The organism is Mycolicibacterium thermoresistibile, from assembly GCF_900187065.1.
Lineage (GTDB): Bacteria > Actinomycetota > Actinomycetes > Mycobacteriales > Mycobacteriaceae > Mycobacterium > Mycobacterium thermoresistibile.
Genome location: NZ_LT906483.1, coordinates 3,153,307 through 3,169,330, shown reverse-complemented (window position 1 = coordinate 3,169,330; position 16,024 = coordinate 3,153,307). Strand labels below are relative to the sequence as shown.

Annotated in this window: 8 protein-coding genes; 6 read left to right on the top strand and 2 right to left on the bottom strand. The window is 70.0% G+C overall.

Translation table 11 applies throughout. The features are described 5' to 3' along the window. Nucleotides 1–34: 34 nt before the first annotated feature. The 3 genes from CKW28_RS14830 to CKW28_RS14820 are packed head-to-tail and all read left to right on the top strand — an operon-like array spanning nucleotide 35 to nucleotide 2,275. Nucleotides 35–940: an Rv1363c family protein gene (locus CKW28_RS14830; protein ID WP_003927039.1), complete on the top strand. Its 906-nt coding sequence runs from the start codon at nucleotides 35–37 to the stop codon at nucleotides 938–940. After that, nucleotides 937–1,563, top strand: coding sequence for an Rv1363c family protein (locus CKW28_RS14825; protein ID WP_003927038.1), 627 nt, complete (start codon nucleotides 937–939; stop codon nucleotides 1,561–1,563). The genes CKW28_RS14830 and CKW28_RS14825 overlap by 4 nt, the downstream gene beginning before the upstream one ends. Nucleotides 1,564–1,597: 34 nt before the next feature. Then, nucleotides 1,598–2,275 (top strand): 2-C-methyl-D-erythritol 4-phosphate cytidylyltransferase, encoded by a 678-nt coding sequence (locus tag CKW28_RS14820; RefSeq protein WP_003927037.1) that lies wholly within the window; start codon nucleotides 1,598–1,600, stop codon nucleotides 2,273–2,275. Here CKW28_RS14820 and CKW28_RS14815 read toward each other — a convergent pair. Continuing rightward, nucleotides 2,250–2,987: an IspD/TarI family cytidylyltransferase gene (locus CKW28_RS14815; protein WP_003927036.1), complete on the bottom strand. Its 738-nt coding sequence runs from the start codon at nucleotides 2,985–2,987 to the stop codon at nucleotides 2,250–2,252. The two genes, CKW28_RS14820 and CKW28_RS14815, sit on opposite strands and share 26 nt — an antisense overlap. Nucleotides 2,988–3,127: 140 nt before the next feature. On the opposite strand from CKW28_RS14815, the gene CKW28_RS14810 reads away from it, so the two are divergent. Then, a complete protein-coding gene (locus CKW28_RS14810) occupies nucleotides 3,128–3,547 on the top strand; it encodes a ChaB family protein (protein WP_003927035.1) in 420 nt (139 codons plus the stop codon). A 49-nt stretch (nucleotides 3,548–3,596) separates the two neighbouring features. Here the strand turns inward: CKW28_RS14810 and CKW28_RS14805 are convergent, their stop codons facing one another. Beyond that, complete coding sequence (locus CKW28_RS14805) at nucleotides 3,597–4,901, bottom strand: MFS transporter (protein WP_050812063.1); 1,305 nt, start codon at nucleotides 4,899–4,901, stop codon at nucleotides 3,597–3,599. Nucleotides 4,902–5,350: 449 nt separating this feature from the next. On the opposite strand from CKW28_RS14805, the gene CKW28_RS23930 reads away from it, so the two are divergent. Together CKW28_RS23930 and CKW28_RS14795 are read left to right on the top strand one after the other, a co-directional pair. Further along, the gene (locus CKW28_RS23930; protein WP_003927033.1) at nucleotides 5,351–6,055 is read left to right on the top strand and encodes a MerR family transcriptional regulator; all 705 of its coding nucleotides are present in this window, start codon (nucleotides 5,351–5,353) and stop codon (nucleotides 6,053–6,055) included. A gap of 689 nt (nucleotides 6,056–6,744) precedes the next feature. Beyond that, nucleotides 6,745–16,014 (top strand): type I polyketide synthase, encoded by a 9,270-nt coding sequence (locus CKW28_RS14795; protein ID WP_003927032.1) that lies wholly within the window; start codon nucleotides 6,745–6,747, stop codon nucleotides 16,012–16,014. Nucleotides 16,015–16,024: the final 10 nt, after the last annotated feature.

Genomic DNA, 16,024 nt, shown 5'->3' with positions numbered 1-16,024 from the left:
CAATTAAGCATCGTGCTGAATGACAGGAGGTCGTATGGCATTCGGCAAGCCGTCCCCGGCGTCGAGGGCATCGAACGACGATGCCGAGGGCGCGGGCTCTGCGACCCCGTCTGCCCTGGCTGATGAGGAAGATCAGGGCATAGATCCCGAGGAGGCGCTGGCGCTCGCGGAGCAGGCGGAGGCCGAGGCCGCCGCTGCCGAAGCCGCCGCCGCTGCCGCTCGCGCCCGTGCGGAAGCGGCCCGACTGCGCCGGGAGGCGGCCCGCGCGATGACGGCCGATCGCGCCGCCGGATCCGGAGCCGACAAAACCGGGGCCGACGGAACCGGGGCCGACGGGGGTGAATCCGGCCCGCCCGAGGAGAGCGGTTCGGCTGCGGTCGAGGCTCCGCCGATCGAGCTGGCGGCCCCGGATTCCTCAGACACCACCCCGGCCGCCGGGGCCCGCCGCCGGTTCCGGCTGCGGTGGGGGATCGTGGCCCGTGCCGCGGCCATCGTGGCGATCTGCCTGTTGCTGGCGGCCAGCGGATACATGGTCTGGTACCACCAGCAGGTCGAGGCCGAGAAGCAGCGTGCCGCGGAGTTCGCGGCGGCCGCCCGGCAGGGGATCGTGTCCCTGATGTCGCTGGACTTCAACCGCGCCGAAGAAGACGTGCAACGGATCATCGACAACTCCACCGGCGAGTTCCGGGAGGAGTTCGAGAGCGCGGCCGAGGACTTCGCCACGGTGGCGAAGGAATCGAAGGTGATCACCGATGTCTCGGTGAACGCCACCGCCGTGCAATCGATGACCGAGGACTCCGCCGAGGTGCTGGTCGCGGCGACGTCGAGCATCACCAACGAGGCCGGCGCGAACCAGGATCCACGATCATGGCGGCTGTTCGTCAGCGTCACCCGAGACGACGGCCAGCTCAAGATGTCGAAAGTCGAGTTCGTACCGTGACCGACGAAGTGAAGCACACCGCCGACACCACCGAGAAAGCCGGCGGGGTCGCCGTCGGGGTCGCCGATGAAGCGGTGGCCGCCGCACCGGACACCCCCGGGGACAACGGGAGGGACCGGACCGCGTGGCGTGCGGTGCTCAAGGAGCCATCCGGGCTGATCCTGCTGATCGTCGCCCTGGTGGCGGCCGCGGCGGTCACCGCATCGCTGTGGAAGTTCCAGTACCGCCTCGATGTGCAGACCAACACCGACGCGGCGCAGGTCGCCGTCGATGCCGCCACCGAGGGCACGATCGCGCTGCTGTCCTACGCTCCCGAGACCCTGCAGGAGGACTTCGCGGCCGCCAAGGAACACCTGACCGGCGAGTTCCTCGACTACTACACCGAGTTCACCGACACGGTGGTGACCCCGGCGGCGATGGAGAAGCAGGTCTCCACCTCCGCGAACGTGGTGAAGGCCGCGATCTCGGAGATCCACCCGGATTCCGCGGTGGTGCTGGTGTTCCTCAACCAGATGACCACCAGCAAGGAGAACCCCGACGGCGCGTTCGCGGCGAGCAGTGTCAAGGTGGGTCTGAAGAAGGTCGACGGCCGCTGGCTGATCGAAGCGTTCGACCCGGTCTGACCGCTGTTTCGGCCCACGGCTACCGTGACCGGCGATGACGTACGCCGCGATCGTCCCGCTGGCCGCCACGGTGCCCCGGACCGACGTGTTCACGCCGTTGGCCGGGATGCCGGCGCTGGTCCGAGCGGTGCGGATGCTCGCCGAGGAGGCGGGAGCCGACGTGGTGCTGGTCGCGGTGGCCGCCGCGCTGGCCGACGAGGCCCGTGCCGCCTTGTCCGGTGTGGCGGGCACCGAGGTGGTGTCCGTCGACGGTGCGGGCCGACGGCTGGACTGTCTGCACGCCGGTCTGGACGCCGTGCGCAACCGCTCCACACCGCCGCACCACGTGCTGGTCCACGACTGCCGGCGACCGTTGACCCCGCCGGCGGTCGTCCGGCGGGTGCGCGCGGCACTGGCCGACGGAGCCGAGGCGGTGATCCCCGCCCTGCCGTTCACCGACAGCGCCAAGACCGTCGACGCGAGCGGGTCGATCACCGCCACGCTCGATCGCGCCACCTTGCGCACCGCCCAGCACCCGCGCGGCTTCCCGGTCGACCGGCTGGCGCAGTTGCTGGACGGGGCCGATTCGGCAGCCGATGAACTCCTCGAGGCTCAGCGGGTCGGCCTGACCCTGACCCTCGTCGACGGCGACCCGGACGGATTCGTGGTGCGGCTGCCGGACGCCGCATCTCTCGTCGAGGCGGTCATCACCGCCCGCGCGGGACGGATCTGACCCGCGCGCGCAGCAGCCGGTCGGCGATGTCGAGGTCCGCCGGGAATGTCACCTTCAGATTGTGTTCGGCGCCGGGGAAGGTGCGGATGTCCAACTCGGTGAAGCGTTCGACACAGGACGAGGTGTCGGTGCCCTCGAACCCGGTGCGTTCGGCCGCACGGTAGGCCTGCAGCAGCGGTAGCGCCCGGAAGGCCTGCGGTGTCTGCACCCGCACCACCCCGGCACCGTCCGGGAGCTGTGGGGCCAGATACTCGGCGGTCCCGGACGGGTCGACGCGCAGCACGTCGGGAGCCGCCAACGCGGGCACCGCGCCACCGTGCCTGCGGGCGACCGTCACCGCGGCGTCCACCAGGTCCGCCCCGGCCAGCGGGCGGGCCGCATCGTGAACCGCCACCACATCCACCGCCCCGGCCTCGATGTCGCCGGACAGGTGCCGCAGCGCGTTGGACTCCGAGCCGTGCCGTGAATCGCCCCCTTCGACGAATTCGACTGCGGTACCGGGCAACTCCTCGGCGATGGTGCGTTCGGCCACATCCCGCTCGCCACGGCGGAACACCAGCACGGTGCGGTCGATCGACGGTGCGGCCGCCACCGCGGCCACCGACCAGCTCACCATGCTGCGGCCGGCCAACGGCAGATATGCCTTGTTGCCGTCGGCGCCGACACGGGTGCCCATCCCGGCGGCGAGAACCACACCGACTGCTGCGGACATGAACTCACGCTAGCGTGAGCGGGATCCGGCCCGTCGGGGAGCCGGGGGCGCCGCGGTCTGCCGCGCGGGTTTGGCGCCCGGGTGTTCGGGTAGCCCTTTTCGATCGACCCTTGTGGTTGTCGAGACGGAGCGAGGACACGATGCCGAAGACCACCAAGAGCGGCAGCGCCAAGAAGAGCGAGCTGCCCAGCACGTTGCAGAAGTCCGATGCCAAGGCGCAGCGCACTTTCGCCAAGGCGCACGACGCGGCCGTCAAGGAGTACGGCGAGGGGGAGCGGGCCCACCGGGTCGCCTACAGCGCCCTCAAGCACAGTTTCGAGAAGGTGGGCGACCACTGGGAGCCCAAGTCGAAGAAGGGTCCGTCGGATCGCCGCGCGCAGAGCGGTGGACCGAACCCCAGGGGCGCTTCCGCCGAGGGCGTCAACGCCAACGCGACCAAGAAGCATCTGGTGCAGGTGGCCCGCCGGCTCGACATCCGGGGCCGGTCGACGATGAACAAGAGCGAGCTGGTGTCGGCGATCAAGAAGGCCAACCGCCGCGAGTCGGCGCGCAGCCGCTGACGTACGGGCGCACCGTCCGGGCGCCGGCGCCTCGATAGGGAGGTCCGGATCAGCCGTGGGGCCGGTTCGTCCGGTCGGGTCCGGTGTGGCGTCGGGGACCGGGCTCGAAGCTCTCCAGCAGCATGCGCTCCTGTTCGAGCGCCATCTGGCGTCGTGCCTTCTTGCGGGTGATGAGGATGCCCACCGCTGCGACCACCCACACCACGTACTGGACGGTCCACGCCAGCCGGAACGAGTCGAACGAGTACCCGCCGGCGGCGTCGAGGATCTGGCCCATCGCCTGCATCACGAGCAGCGAGGCCAGGAAGCCGCCCATGTTGACCATGCCCTGGGCGGTTCCCAGGGTCGCGCTCGGATTGAACGTGCGGGCGAAGTCGAATCCGACCATCGAGCCCGGGCCGCCCACCGAGATCACCACGATCAACGTGATGAGCAGCCATAACGGCGCGCGGTCGGGGAGCGCGAGCACGGCCGTCCAGGCCGCCGCGTTACTGGCGATGATCGCCAACACCAGCCGGGACCGCCGGTGCGGATGACGGCCGGTGAAGATCCCGATCAACACGCCGGCGACGATGGCGACCGCCACCGACAGGGTGAGCATCGCACCGGCCATCTGGGTCGACAGCCCCTGGCCGACGGTCAGATAGGGCACACCCCACATCAACGCGAAGACCGTCACGGAGAACTGGGTGCCCATGTGGGTGAAGAACCCGAGCCGGGTGCCCGCCCGCAGCCACACCGTCTTGAGGCTCGCCGCGATCTCACGGACCGTTCCCATGGTGGCGGGCGCCGCGCGGCCGTCGGGGGTGTTCTGCACCAGCGCCAGCGTCAGCGCGATGGTCAGCACGCCCAGTGCCACCACCGACAGATAGGCGGGGGTCCAGCCCCGGGCGGTGAGCAGGGCCAGGAACAGCACCGCCGACAGGACCTGACCGAGTTGTCCGCAGATCCCGGTCAACTGGGTGACCAACGGCACCTGACGCGGCCGGAACCAGTGCGGCACCAGGCGTAGCACCGAGATGAAGGTCACCGCATCGCCGAGGCCGACGATCGCGCGGGCGAGGATCGCCAGCGTCAGCGATTCGGTGAAGGCGAGGATGAGCTGACCGGTCGCCATCACCGCCGCGCCGGCCACGATCAGCGCCTTGGACCCGAACCGGTCGAGGAGCAGCCCCGCCGGAACCTGCGCCAGCGCGTAGACGATCACCTGCAGCACGACGAACGTCGACAGCGCGGCGGGGGCGGCGTTGAACCGGTCGGCCGCCGCGAGGCCGGACACCCCCAGCGTGGTGCGGTCCAGCACCGCGACGATGTAGGCGAGCAGTCCGGTCGCCCAGACGATCCAGGGACGCACTGCCAACCTTTCGTCGTCGTCACCGGCCGCGGTTCGGGCGCGGCGTCCGGGGTTCATCGTCGCGTACCCGGTGGGCTCAACTCCAACTCGCCCGGTACGGATCCGCCGACGTGGTGATCACGGGCGGGCCGATCACGTGATCTGCGTAACGCTGTGGCGGTATTCCGGCGCTGGAGCCGCCACAGCGTTACGCAACGTGGGCGCGACCGGGGGCACACCGGCGTGCCCGGATGCCCGGTGGTGCGTTGGCTGAATCTGCAGGAGCGCGTACGGTCTCTGTTGAGTTCATCGGAATCGCCGCAGATGGCAGCCGCCGGAATCGGTGATCTGGGCCGGATTCGGTAATTCGACGAATATTCGCTCGGCATGATGCCGGTGGCTACAGTGGTCCTCATGCGGTCCCGCGCGTTGCGTTCGCTCGGCCCCACGGGGGCTCGAGGAGTGTTGCGTTGACCGAGTACCGGCTTGAGGAGCTGGCCGAGATCTCCGGAGTGAGCCCCCGCAACATCCGCGCCTACCGCGAGCGCGGGTTGCTCGGCGCGCCGCGACGGCAGGGGCGCTCGGCGTTCTACAACGACGCCCACCTCGCTCAGTTGCGGATGATCGACCGTCTGCTTCGCCGCGGCTTCAACTCCGTCCACATCGCGGAGTTCTTCGCGGCGGTGCGTGAGGGCAAGGACCTCGCGGACGTGCTCGAACTGGATCGCAGTGTCCTCGAGTCGCCCCGACTCGCCTCTCAAGACGCTGCTGCCGCGATTCTGGACCTCGATCCGATGGGCGCCGAGGCCCACCGGCTCGTCGAGTACGGCCTGGCCCGGCGGGTGCAGGACGGCCGGCGGGAAGGGATCGTGCTCACCGATCCGGTGCTCGCCGATGTGGTCCGGCACTCCCCGGTATCCCACCTCGGCTATGTGCACGTTCTGTTGCGGGTGTTCGAGGCGGTCCGGGAAGGCGTCGACCGGTTGGCCGCTGCCGCCGGCGCCGCACCCGCCGCAACGGTCGATGCCGGCCGCAACGGCGGGGCCACGGTGGCACCGGGGGCGAGCCGGGTCGAGCGGGTGTTGGCGGACTATCGGAGGCTGGTCGGCAGGGTGGTGAGCCGTTACCTCGACGAGGTGTCCGCCCGGCTGCCGGTGTCTCGGCCGCGTCCGTGATCGATGTCGCCGCGACACTTCCTGGGCGTATTCGAAAGCAGAATTCGGGCAGTGGGACAGAACCTACTTGAAAGTAGGAAATAACTTACTGAAAAGTAGCCATCGACCTTACCGATCGGTAATATTTTCCAGCAAACTTTTTTAGTTCGCCATACCGTGTCTGGCCGTTTTCCGGCCGGGTCGGCGCGCCGGGGGTAAAGGCGAACTTGACACCCGTCCGTGTCAAAAATCATAGATAACGATTTGATAACAATCGCGCTGTGATCTGCGCAGTTGTCCCTACTCGACCGTAACCGCCTGCATGCAGCACGTTTGTCGCAGGAGTCGAAAAATGTGCCCTGCGGTGGTGTTACCCAACACACGGTTACCCGCTCGTAGACTCAGCAGTAACCATTTTGGGCCGAAAATCCGGTGTCGTTCTTATGAGACTCTTACTACGGCTGAAGTGCGCCGGAGGGCTGGCCGGGACCGGAACCGGACCCGAATCGGACCTGGATGGGATCCGGTCCGGACGGACCGCCACCGGCTGGATTCGATGAGGAATCGCAGGCGGTCCCGCACTCGACGTGCGCGCAGGCCGCCGACGCGGGTGGACCACCACGCGAGCCGCAGCTCCGCGTGCGCCCCCGAGTACAGAGCCGAGACATAGAGCCGAGAGTCAAGAGCAGCGTCGAGGGAGTAGACCACCAGTGACGATCTATGAACACGACCGGGTGTCCACCTGGGATGACGGGCCCCACGCCCAGCCCGCCCAGGCCCTGGTCGATCGTCTGACCGCCGGAGAGCCGTACGCCGTTGCCTTCGGAGGCCAGGGCAGTGCCTGGCTGGAGACCCTCGAAGAGCTGGTGTCCTCGGCCGGCATCGAGACGGAACTCGCCACACTCGCCGGTGAGGCGGACATGCTGCTGGAACCCGTCGCCTCCGAACTCGTGGTGGTGCGGCCGATGGGCTTCCAGCCGATGCAGTGGGCACGGGCGCTGGCCGCCGAAGAGCAGGTGCCCACCGCCAAACAGCTCACCTCGGCCGCCGTCTCGGTTCCCGGTGTGCTGCTGACCCAGATCGCGGCCATGCGCGCATTGGCCCGGCAAGGCATGGACCTGGTCGCCATCCCGCCGGTCGCGGTGGCCGGACATTCGCAGGGTGTGCTCGCCGCCGAGGCGCTGGCCGCCCGCGGCGCCCGGGACGTCGAACTGCTGGCCATGGCGCAGTTGATCGGAGCGGCCGGCACGCTGGTGGCCCGTCGCCGCGGCATCACCGTGCTCGGCGACCGCCCGCCGATGGTGTCGGTCACCAACGCCGATCCCGAACGGATCTACGAGCTGCTCGAAGAGTTCTCCTCCGACGTCCGGACCGTGCTCCCGCCGGTGCTGTCCATCCGCAACGGCCGCCGGTCGGTGGTCATCACCGGAACGCCCGAACAGCTGTCCCGGTTCGAGCTGTACTGCCGGCAGATCGCCGAGAAGGAAGAAGCCGAACGGAAGAACAAGCTGCGCGGCGGTGCGGTGTTCGCGCCGGTCTTCGACCCGGTCCAGGTCGAGGTCGGCTTCCACAGCCCGCGGCTGGCCGACGGCATCGACATCGTCGGCCGGTGGGCCGAGGCCGCCGGGCTCGACGTGGAGCTGGCCCGGGAGATGACCGAGGCCATCCTGGTCCGCCAGGTCGACTGGGTCGAGGAGGTCACCGAACTGCACGAGGCCGGTGCCCGCTGGATTCTGGACCTGGGCCCCGGCGACATCCTGACCCGGCTCACCGCCCCGGTGATCCGCGGCCTGGGGGTGGGCATCGTTCCGGCGGCCACCCGCGGCGGCCAGCGCAACCTGTTCACCGCCGGGGCGGTGCCCGAGGTGGCCCGGCCGTGGTCCAGCTATGCGCCCGAGGTGGTGCAGCTGCCGGACGGCTCGGTCAAGCTCGAGACCAAGTTCACCCGGCTGACCGGTCGGTCACCGATCCTGCTCGCCGGAATGACCCCGACGACCGTGGACGCCGAGATCGTCGCCGCGGCGGCCAACGCCGGCCACTGGGCCGAGCTGGCCGGTGGCGGGCAGGTCACCGAGCAGATCTTCGCCGACCGCATCGAGGAGCTGACCACGCTGCTCGAGCCGGGCCGGGCCATCCAGTTCAACTCGCTGTTCCTCGACCCGTATCTGTGGAAACTGCAGCTCGGCGGCAAGCGCCTGGTGCAGAAGGCCCGCCAGTCCGGTGCCCCGATCGACGGTGTGGTGATCTCGGCGGGCATTCCGGAACTCGAAGAGGCCGTCGATCTGATCGACGAGCTCAACGGCATCGGGATCAGCCACGTCGTGTTCAAGCCGGGCACCGTGGAGCAGATCCGCTCGGTCATCCGGATCGCCGCCGAGGTGCCCACCAAACCGGTGATCGCCCACATCGAGGGCGGCCGCGCCGGTGGCCACCACTCCTGGGAGGACCTCGACGACCTGCTGCTGGCCACCTACTCCGAGCTGAGGTCGCGGCCCAACATCACCGTCTGTGTCGGCGGTGGCATCGGCACCCCGGAGCGGGCGGCCGAATATTTGTCCGGCCGGTGGGCCGAGGCGCACGGGTTCCCACGGATGCCCGTCGACGGCATCCTGGTCGGCACCGCGGCGATGGCCACCAAGGAGGCCACCACCTCCCCGCAGGTCAAGAAGCTGCTGGTGGAGACCACCGGCACCGATCAGTGGGTGGGCGCCGGGAAGGCCGTGAACGGTATGGCCTCCGGGCGCAGCCAGCTCGGTGCCGACATCCACGAGATCGACAACTCCGCCTCCCGCTGCGGCCGCCTGCTCGACGAGGTGGCCGGTGACGCCGAGGCGGTGGCCGCGCGCCGCGACGAGATCATCGAGGCGATGGCCAAGACGGCCAAGCCGTACTTCGGCGATGTCGGCGAGATGACCTATCTGCAGTGGTTGCGTCGCTACGTCGAGCTGACCATCGGCGACGGCGACAGCACCGCCGACTCGTTGTCACCGGACACGCCCTGGCTGGACATCACCTGGCGGGACCGGTTCGAGCAGATGCTCAAGCGGGCCGAGGCCCGGCTGCACCCGCAGGACCACGGCCCCATCGAGACGCTGTTCGACCCGGCCATCGGTGAACATCTGCTGGAGAATCCCGACGAGGCGATCAACGCGCTGCTGCAGCGTTACCCGGACGCCGAGACGGTGCAGCTGCATCCGGCCGACGTGCCGTTCTTCATCCAGCTGTGCAAGACCCCGGGCAAACCGGTGAACTTCGTCCCGGTCATCGACCAGGACGTGCGACGCTGGTGGCGCAGCGACTCGCTGTGGCAGGCCCACGACGCCCGCTACGACGCCGACCAGGTCTGCATCATCCCGGGCACGGCCGCGGTGGCCGGCATCACCCGGGTCGACGAACCGGTGGGTGAACTGCTCGACCGCTTCGAGAAGGCCGCCGTCGACGAACTACTGAACGCCGGCGCCCAGCCGCAGCCGGTGACCTCCCGGCGTCGGCTCCGCTCCGACGTCACCGGGCCGCTGGCCGTGCTGCTGGATGCGCCCGACGTGTTGTGGGCCGGCCGCATCGCCACCAACCCGGTGCACCGCATCGCCGGACCGGCCGACTGGCAGGTCAACGAGAACCGTTCGGCCACCCACCCCTCCACCGGTGCTCGGTTGGAGGTCGTCGACGACCAGCACGTGGTGCTGAGCGTTCCGCTGTCGGGCACCTGGATCGACATCCGGTTCACGCTCACCGAGGTGGTCCGCGACGGCGGCGCCCCGGTGGTGTCCACCGAGGATGCGGCCGCCGCCATGCGGGCGGTGCTCGCGATCGCCGCCGGCGTCAAGAGCCCAGGTGGCCCGGCCGATCTACCCCCGGTCGACGACGGCACCGCGACGATCACCGCGACCTGGGACCCCGATCTGGTCGCCGACCACACCGGTGTCACGGCGACGTTCGGCGCCCCGCTGGCCCCGACGCTGACCACCGTGCCCGACGCGCTGGTCGGCCAGTGCTGGCCGGCGGTGTTCGCGGCGATCGGCTCGGCGGTCACCGAAGCCGGATTCCCGGTCATCGAGGGTCTGCTGAGCCTGGTCCACCTCGACCACGCCGCCCACCTGCTGGCGCCGCTGCCGAAGCAGCCCGCCGAATTCACCGTGACGGCAAAGGCTTCCACCGCCTTCGACACCGAGGTCGGCCGGGTGGTGCCGATCTCGGTCGTGGTGACCGACGCCGACGGCACAGTGATCGCCACCCTCTTCGAGCGGTTCGCGATCCGCGGCCGCACCGGATCCGCCGAACTCAACGATCCGCCGCGGGCCGGCGGGGCGGTCTCGGAGAACGCCACCGACACACCGCGGCGGCGGCGCCGTGACGTCACGCTCACCGCGCCGGTCGACATGCGTCCGTTCGCGGTGGTCTCCGGCGACCACAACCCGATCCACACCGACCGTGCCGCCGCGCTGCTGGCCGGTCTGGAATCTCCGATCGTGCATGGGATGTGGCTGTCGGCCGCGGCGCAGCACGTCGTCACCGCCACCGACGGCAGCGCCGTTCCGCCCGCCCGGCTGATCGGCTGGACCGCGCGCTTCCTCGGCATGGTCAAGCCCGGCGACGAGATCGAGATCCGGGTCGACCGGGTCGGAATCGACCAGGGCGCAGAGGTTCTGGAGGTCGCCGCCCGCGTCGGCTCCGACCTGAAGATGTCGGCGACCGCCCGGCTGGCCGCGCCCAAGACCGTCTACGCGTTCCCCGGCCAGGGCATCCAGCACAAGGGCATGGGCATGGAGGTCCGTGCCCGGTCCAAGGCCGCCCGCAAGGTGTGGGACTCCGCGGACAAGTTCACCCGGGAGACCCTGGGCTTCTCGGTGCTGCACGTGGTGCGCGACAACCCGACGTCGCTGGTGGCGTCCGGGGTGCACTATCACCATCCGGACGGTGTGCTGTACCTGACCCAGTTCACCCAGGTCGCCATGGCGACCGTGGCGGCCGCACAGGTCGCCGAGATGCGCGAACAGGGCGCCTTCGTCGAGGACGCCATCGCCTGCGGCCACTCCGTCGGTGAGTACACCGCGCTGGCGTGCGTCAGCGGCGTGTACGAACTCGAGGCGCTGCTGGAGGTGGTGTTCCACCGCGGCAGCAAGATGCACGACATCGTGCCGCGGGACGAGCAGGGCCGGTCCAACTACCGGCTGGCCGCCATCCGGCCGTCGCAGATCGACCTCGACGACGCTGACGTCAAGGACTTCGTCGCCGAGATCTCCGAACGCACAGGTGAATTCCTGGAGATCGTCAACTTCAACCTGCGTGGCTCGCAGTACGCGGTCGCCGGCACGGTGGCCGGACTGCAGGCGCTGGAGGAGGAGATCGAGCGGCGCCGCCAGATCACCGGCGGCAAGCGGTCGTTCATCCTGGTGCCCGGCATCGACGTGCCGTTCCACTCCTCGGTGCTGCGGGTCGGGGTCGACGACTTCCGCCGCTCGCTGGAGCGGGTCATGCCGCGTGACAAGGATCCGGAGCTGATCATCGGGCGCTACATCCCGAACCTGGTGCCGCGCCCGTTCAGCCTGGACCGCGACTTCATCCAGGAGATTCGCGACCTGGTTCCGGCCGAGCCGCTCGACGAGGTCCTCGCCGACTACGACACCTGGCGCAACGAGCGGCCGCGCGAGCTGTGCCGCAAGATCGTCATCGAGTTGCTGGCCTGGCAGTTCGCCAGCCCGGTCCGCTGGATCGAGACGCAGGACCTGCTGTTCACCGAGGAGGCCGCCGGCGGTCTCGGGGTGGAGCGGTTCGTCGAGATCGGCGTGAAGTCGGCGCCGACGGTGGCCGGTCTGGCGGCCAACACCCTCAAGCTGCCCGAGTACAACCACAGCAAGGTCGAGGTGCTGAACGCCGAGCGGGACGCGGCGGTGCTGTTCGCCACCGACACCGATCCGGAGCCGGTCGACGAGGAACCGGCCGACACCGCGACCGGATCGGCCCCGGCGGAGTCCGCCGCGGCGACCGCACCCGCCGCCGTGGAGGCGGCCCCCGCGGCCCCGGCGCCGACTGCGGCGCCCGGCGCCCCGCGCCCCGACGACATCCCGTTCGACGCCGCGGACGCCACCATGGCGCTGATCGCGTTGTCGGCGAAGATGCGGCTGGATCAGATCGAGCCGCTGGACTCCATCGAGTCCATCACCGACGGCGCGTCCTCACGGCGCAACCAGCTGCTGGTGGATCTGGGCTCCGAGCTGAACCTCGGGGCGATCGACGGCGCCGCCGAGGCGGATCTCGGTTCGCTCAAGGGGCAGGTCACCAAGCTGGCCCGCACCTACAAGCCGTTCGGCCCGGTGCTGTCCGACGCGATCAACGATCAGCTGCGCACGGTGCTCGGCCCGTCCGGAAAGCGGCCGGCCTACATCGCCGAACGGGTCGCCAAGACCTGGGAACTGGGCGAGGGCTGGGCCAAGCACGTCACCGTCGAGGTGGCGCTGGGCACCCGCGAGGGCTCCAGCGTCCGGGGCGGTGACCTCGGCGGTCTGCACGACGGTGCGTTGGCGGACGCCGCGGCGGTGGACAAGGTCATCGACGCCGCGGTCGGCGCCGTGGCCGCACGGCACGGTGTGGCCGTCTCGCTGCCGTCGTCCGGCGGGGCCGGTGGCGGCATGGTGGATTCGGCCGCGCTCGGCGAGTTCGCCGAGCAGGTGACCGGCCGCGACGGTGTGCTCGCCTCGGCGGCGCGGCTGGTGCTCAACCAGCTCGGCTTCGACGACACGGTCAGCGTGCCGGAGCAGGCCACCGACAGTGAGCTGATCGACCTGGTGACCGCCGAACTCGGCTCGGACTGGCCGCGGCTGGTGGCGCCGGCGTTCGACGCCCGCAAGGCGGTGCTGCTCGACGACCGGTGGGCCAGCGCCCGCGAGGATCTGGTCAAGATCTGGCTGGCCGACGAGGACGACATCGACGCGGACTGGCCGCGGCTGGCCGAACGGTTCGAAGGCACCGGCCACGTCGTCGCCACCCAGGCCAACTGGTGGCAGGGCAAGGCGCTGGCCGCCGGCCGCAACGTGCACGCGTCGCTGTTCGGGCGGATCGCCGCCGGCGCGGAGAATCCCGGCTCGGGCCGTTACAGCGACGAGGTCGCGGTGGTCACCGGCGCCTCGAAGGGATCCATCGCCGCGGCGGTGGTGGCACAGCTGCTCGACGGTGGTGCGACGGTCATCGCGACCACGTCGCGGCTCGACGACGACCGGCTGGAGTTCTACAAGTCGCTGTACCGCGACAATGCCCGGTTCGACGCCAAGCTGTGGGTGGTCCCGGCCAACATGGCCTCCTACTCCGACATCGACGCGCTGGTCGAGTGGATCGGTTCGGAGCAGGTGGAGAACCTCGGGCCGCAATCGATTCACCTCAAGGATGCGCAGACGCCGACGCTGCTGTTCCCGTTCGCCGCACCGCGGGTCGCCGGGGACATGTCCGAGGCCGGATCGCGCGCCGAGATGGAGATGAAGGTCCTGCTGTGGGCGGTGGAGCGGCTGATCACCGGCCTGGCCACGATCGGCGCCGAACGCGACATCGCATCGCGGCTGCACGTGGTGCTGCCGGGTTCGCCCAACCGCGGCATGTTCGGCGGGGACGGCGCCTACGGCGAGGCCAAGGCCGCCCTGGATGCGGTGGTGACGCGGTGGAAGGCCGAGTCGTCGTGGGCGCAGCGGGTCAGCCTGGCGCACGCGCTGATCGGCTGGACCAAGGGCACCGGGCTGATGGGCCACAACGACGCGATCGTCGACGCGGTGGAGGCGGCCGGTCTGACCACCTACACCACCAGCGAGATGGCGTCGAAGCTGCTGTCGCTGTGCGATGCCGAGGCCAAGGCCGCCGCGGCCCGGGAGCCGATCGAGGCCGACTTCACCGGCGGACTCGGCGACATCGACATCGACATGGCCGAGTTGGCCGCCAAGGCCCGCGAGGAGCATGCGGCGTCGACGCAGCAGGACGACGAGGAACCGGCCGCGGCCACCATCGCCGCGCTGCCGTCGCCGCCGCGGGTGCCCGTCCCGGCGCCGGCCCCGCAATGGGCCGACCTCGACATCGACCCGGCCGACATGGTCGTCATCGTCGGCGGTGCCGAACTCGGCCCGTACGGCTCGTCGCGCACCCGCTACGAGATGGAGGTCGACAACGAGCTGTCGGCGGCCGGTGTGCTCGAGTTGGCGTGGACGACCGGCATGATCACGTGGGAGAACGATCCCCAGCCCGGTTGGTACGACACCGAAACCGGTGAGCTGGTGCCGGAGGAGGAACTGGTCGAGCGCTATCACGACGCGGTCGTGGAGCGTTGCGGCATCCGGGAGTTCGTCGACGACGGGGCGATCGACCCGGATCACGCGTCGCCGTTGCTGGTCAGCGTGTTCCTGGACAAGGACTTCACGTTCGTGGTGTCCAGCGAGGCCGACGCCCGCGCCTTCGTGGAGTTCGATCCCGAGCACACGGTGATCCGCCCGGTGCCGGATTCCACCGACTGGCAGGTGACCCGCAAGGCGGGCACCGAGATCCGGGTTCCGCGCAAGACGAAGCTGTCGCGGACGGTGGGGGCGCAGATCCCCACCGGCTGGGATCCGACGGTGTGGGGCATCAGCCAGGACATGGCCAACTCGATCGACCGGGTGGCGCTGTGGAACATCGTCGCGACCGTCGACGCGTTCCTGTCGGCCGGCTTCACCCCCGCCGAGCTGATGCGGTGGGTACATCCCACCCAGGTGGCCAGCACCCAGGGCACCGGTATGGGCGGGATGACGTCGATGCAGACCATGTATCACGGCAACCTGCTGGGCCGGAACAAACCGAACGACATCCTGCAGGAGGTGCTGCCCAACGTCGTGGCGGCCCACGTGGTGCAGTCCTACATCGGCAGCTACGGCGCGATGATCCACCCGGTGGCGGCGTGTGCCACCGCGGCGGTGTCGGTCGAGGAGGGTGTCGACAAGATCCGGCTCGGCAAGGCCGAACTGGTCGTCACCGGCGGCTTCGACGATCTGACTCTGGAGGCCATCATCGGGTTCGGTGACATGGCGGCCACCGCCGAGACCGCGATGATGCGGGCCAAGGGCATCAGCGACTCGAAGTTCTCCCGCGCCAACGACCGGCGCCGGCTGGGCTTCGTCGAGGCTCAGGGCGGCGGCACCATCCTGTTGGCCCGCGGCGACCTCGCGCTCAAGATGGGGCTGCCGGTGCTGGCCGTGGTGGCCTACGCGCAGAGCTTCGGCGACGGGGTGCACACCTCGATCCCGGCTCCCGGGCTCGGCGCGCTCGGCGCCGGCCGCGGCGGCAGGGATTCGGCGCTGGCCAGGTCGCTGGCCAGGCTCGGCGTGGGCCCCGACGACATCGCGGTGGTGTCCAAGCACGACACCTCGACGCTGGCCAACGACCCGAACGAGACCGAACTGCATGAGCGGTTGGCCGATTCGCTCGGCCGGTCACCGGGCAACCCGATGTTCGTCGTCAGCCAGAAGACGCTGACCGGCCACGCCAAGGGCGGTGCGGCGGTCTTCCAGCTGATGGGTCTGTGCCAGATCCTGCGTGACGGGGTGGTCCCGCCGAACCGCAGCCTGGACTGCGTCGACGACGAGCTGGCCGGCTCCGAGCACTTCGTGTGGCCGCGCGAGACGCTGCGGCTGGGTGAGAAGTTCCCGCTCAAGGCGGGTCTGGTCACCAGCCTCGGGTTCGGCCACGTGTCCGGGTTGATCGCGCTGGTGCATCCGCAGGCGTTCCTCGCGGCGCTGAGCCCCGAGGAGCGGGAGGCCTACACGAAGCGGGCCGAACAGCGGCTGCTGGCCGGTCAGCGGCGGCTGGCCTCGGCGATCGCCGGCGGCCCGCCGATGTACGAGAAGCCGTCGGGCCGGCGCTTCGACCAGGATGTGCCGGAGAAGCGGCAGGAGGCGGCGATGCTGCTGAGCACCGACGCCCGGCTCGGCGAAGACGGGGTGTACGTCCTCGGCGGCGACGTTGGGGCCTGAGATGGCCTTC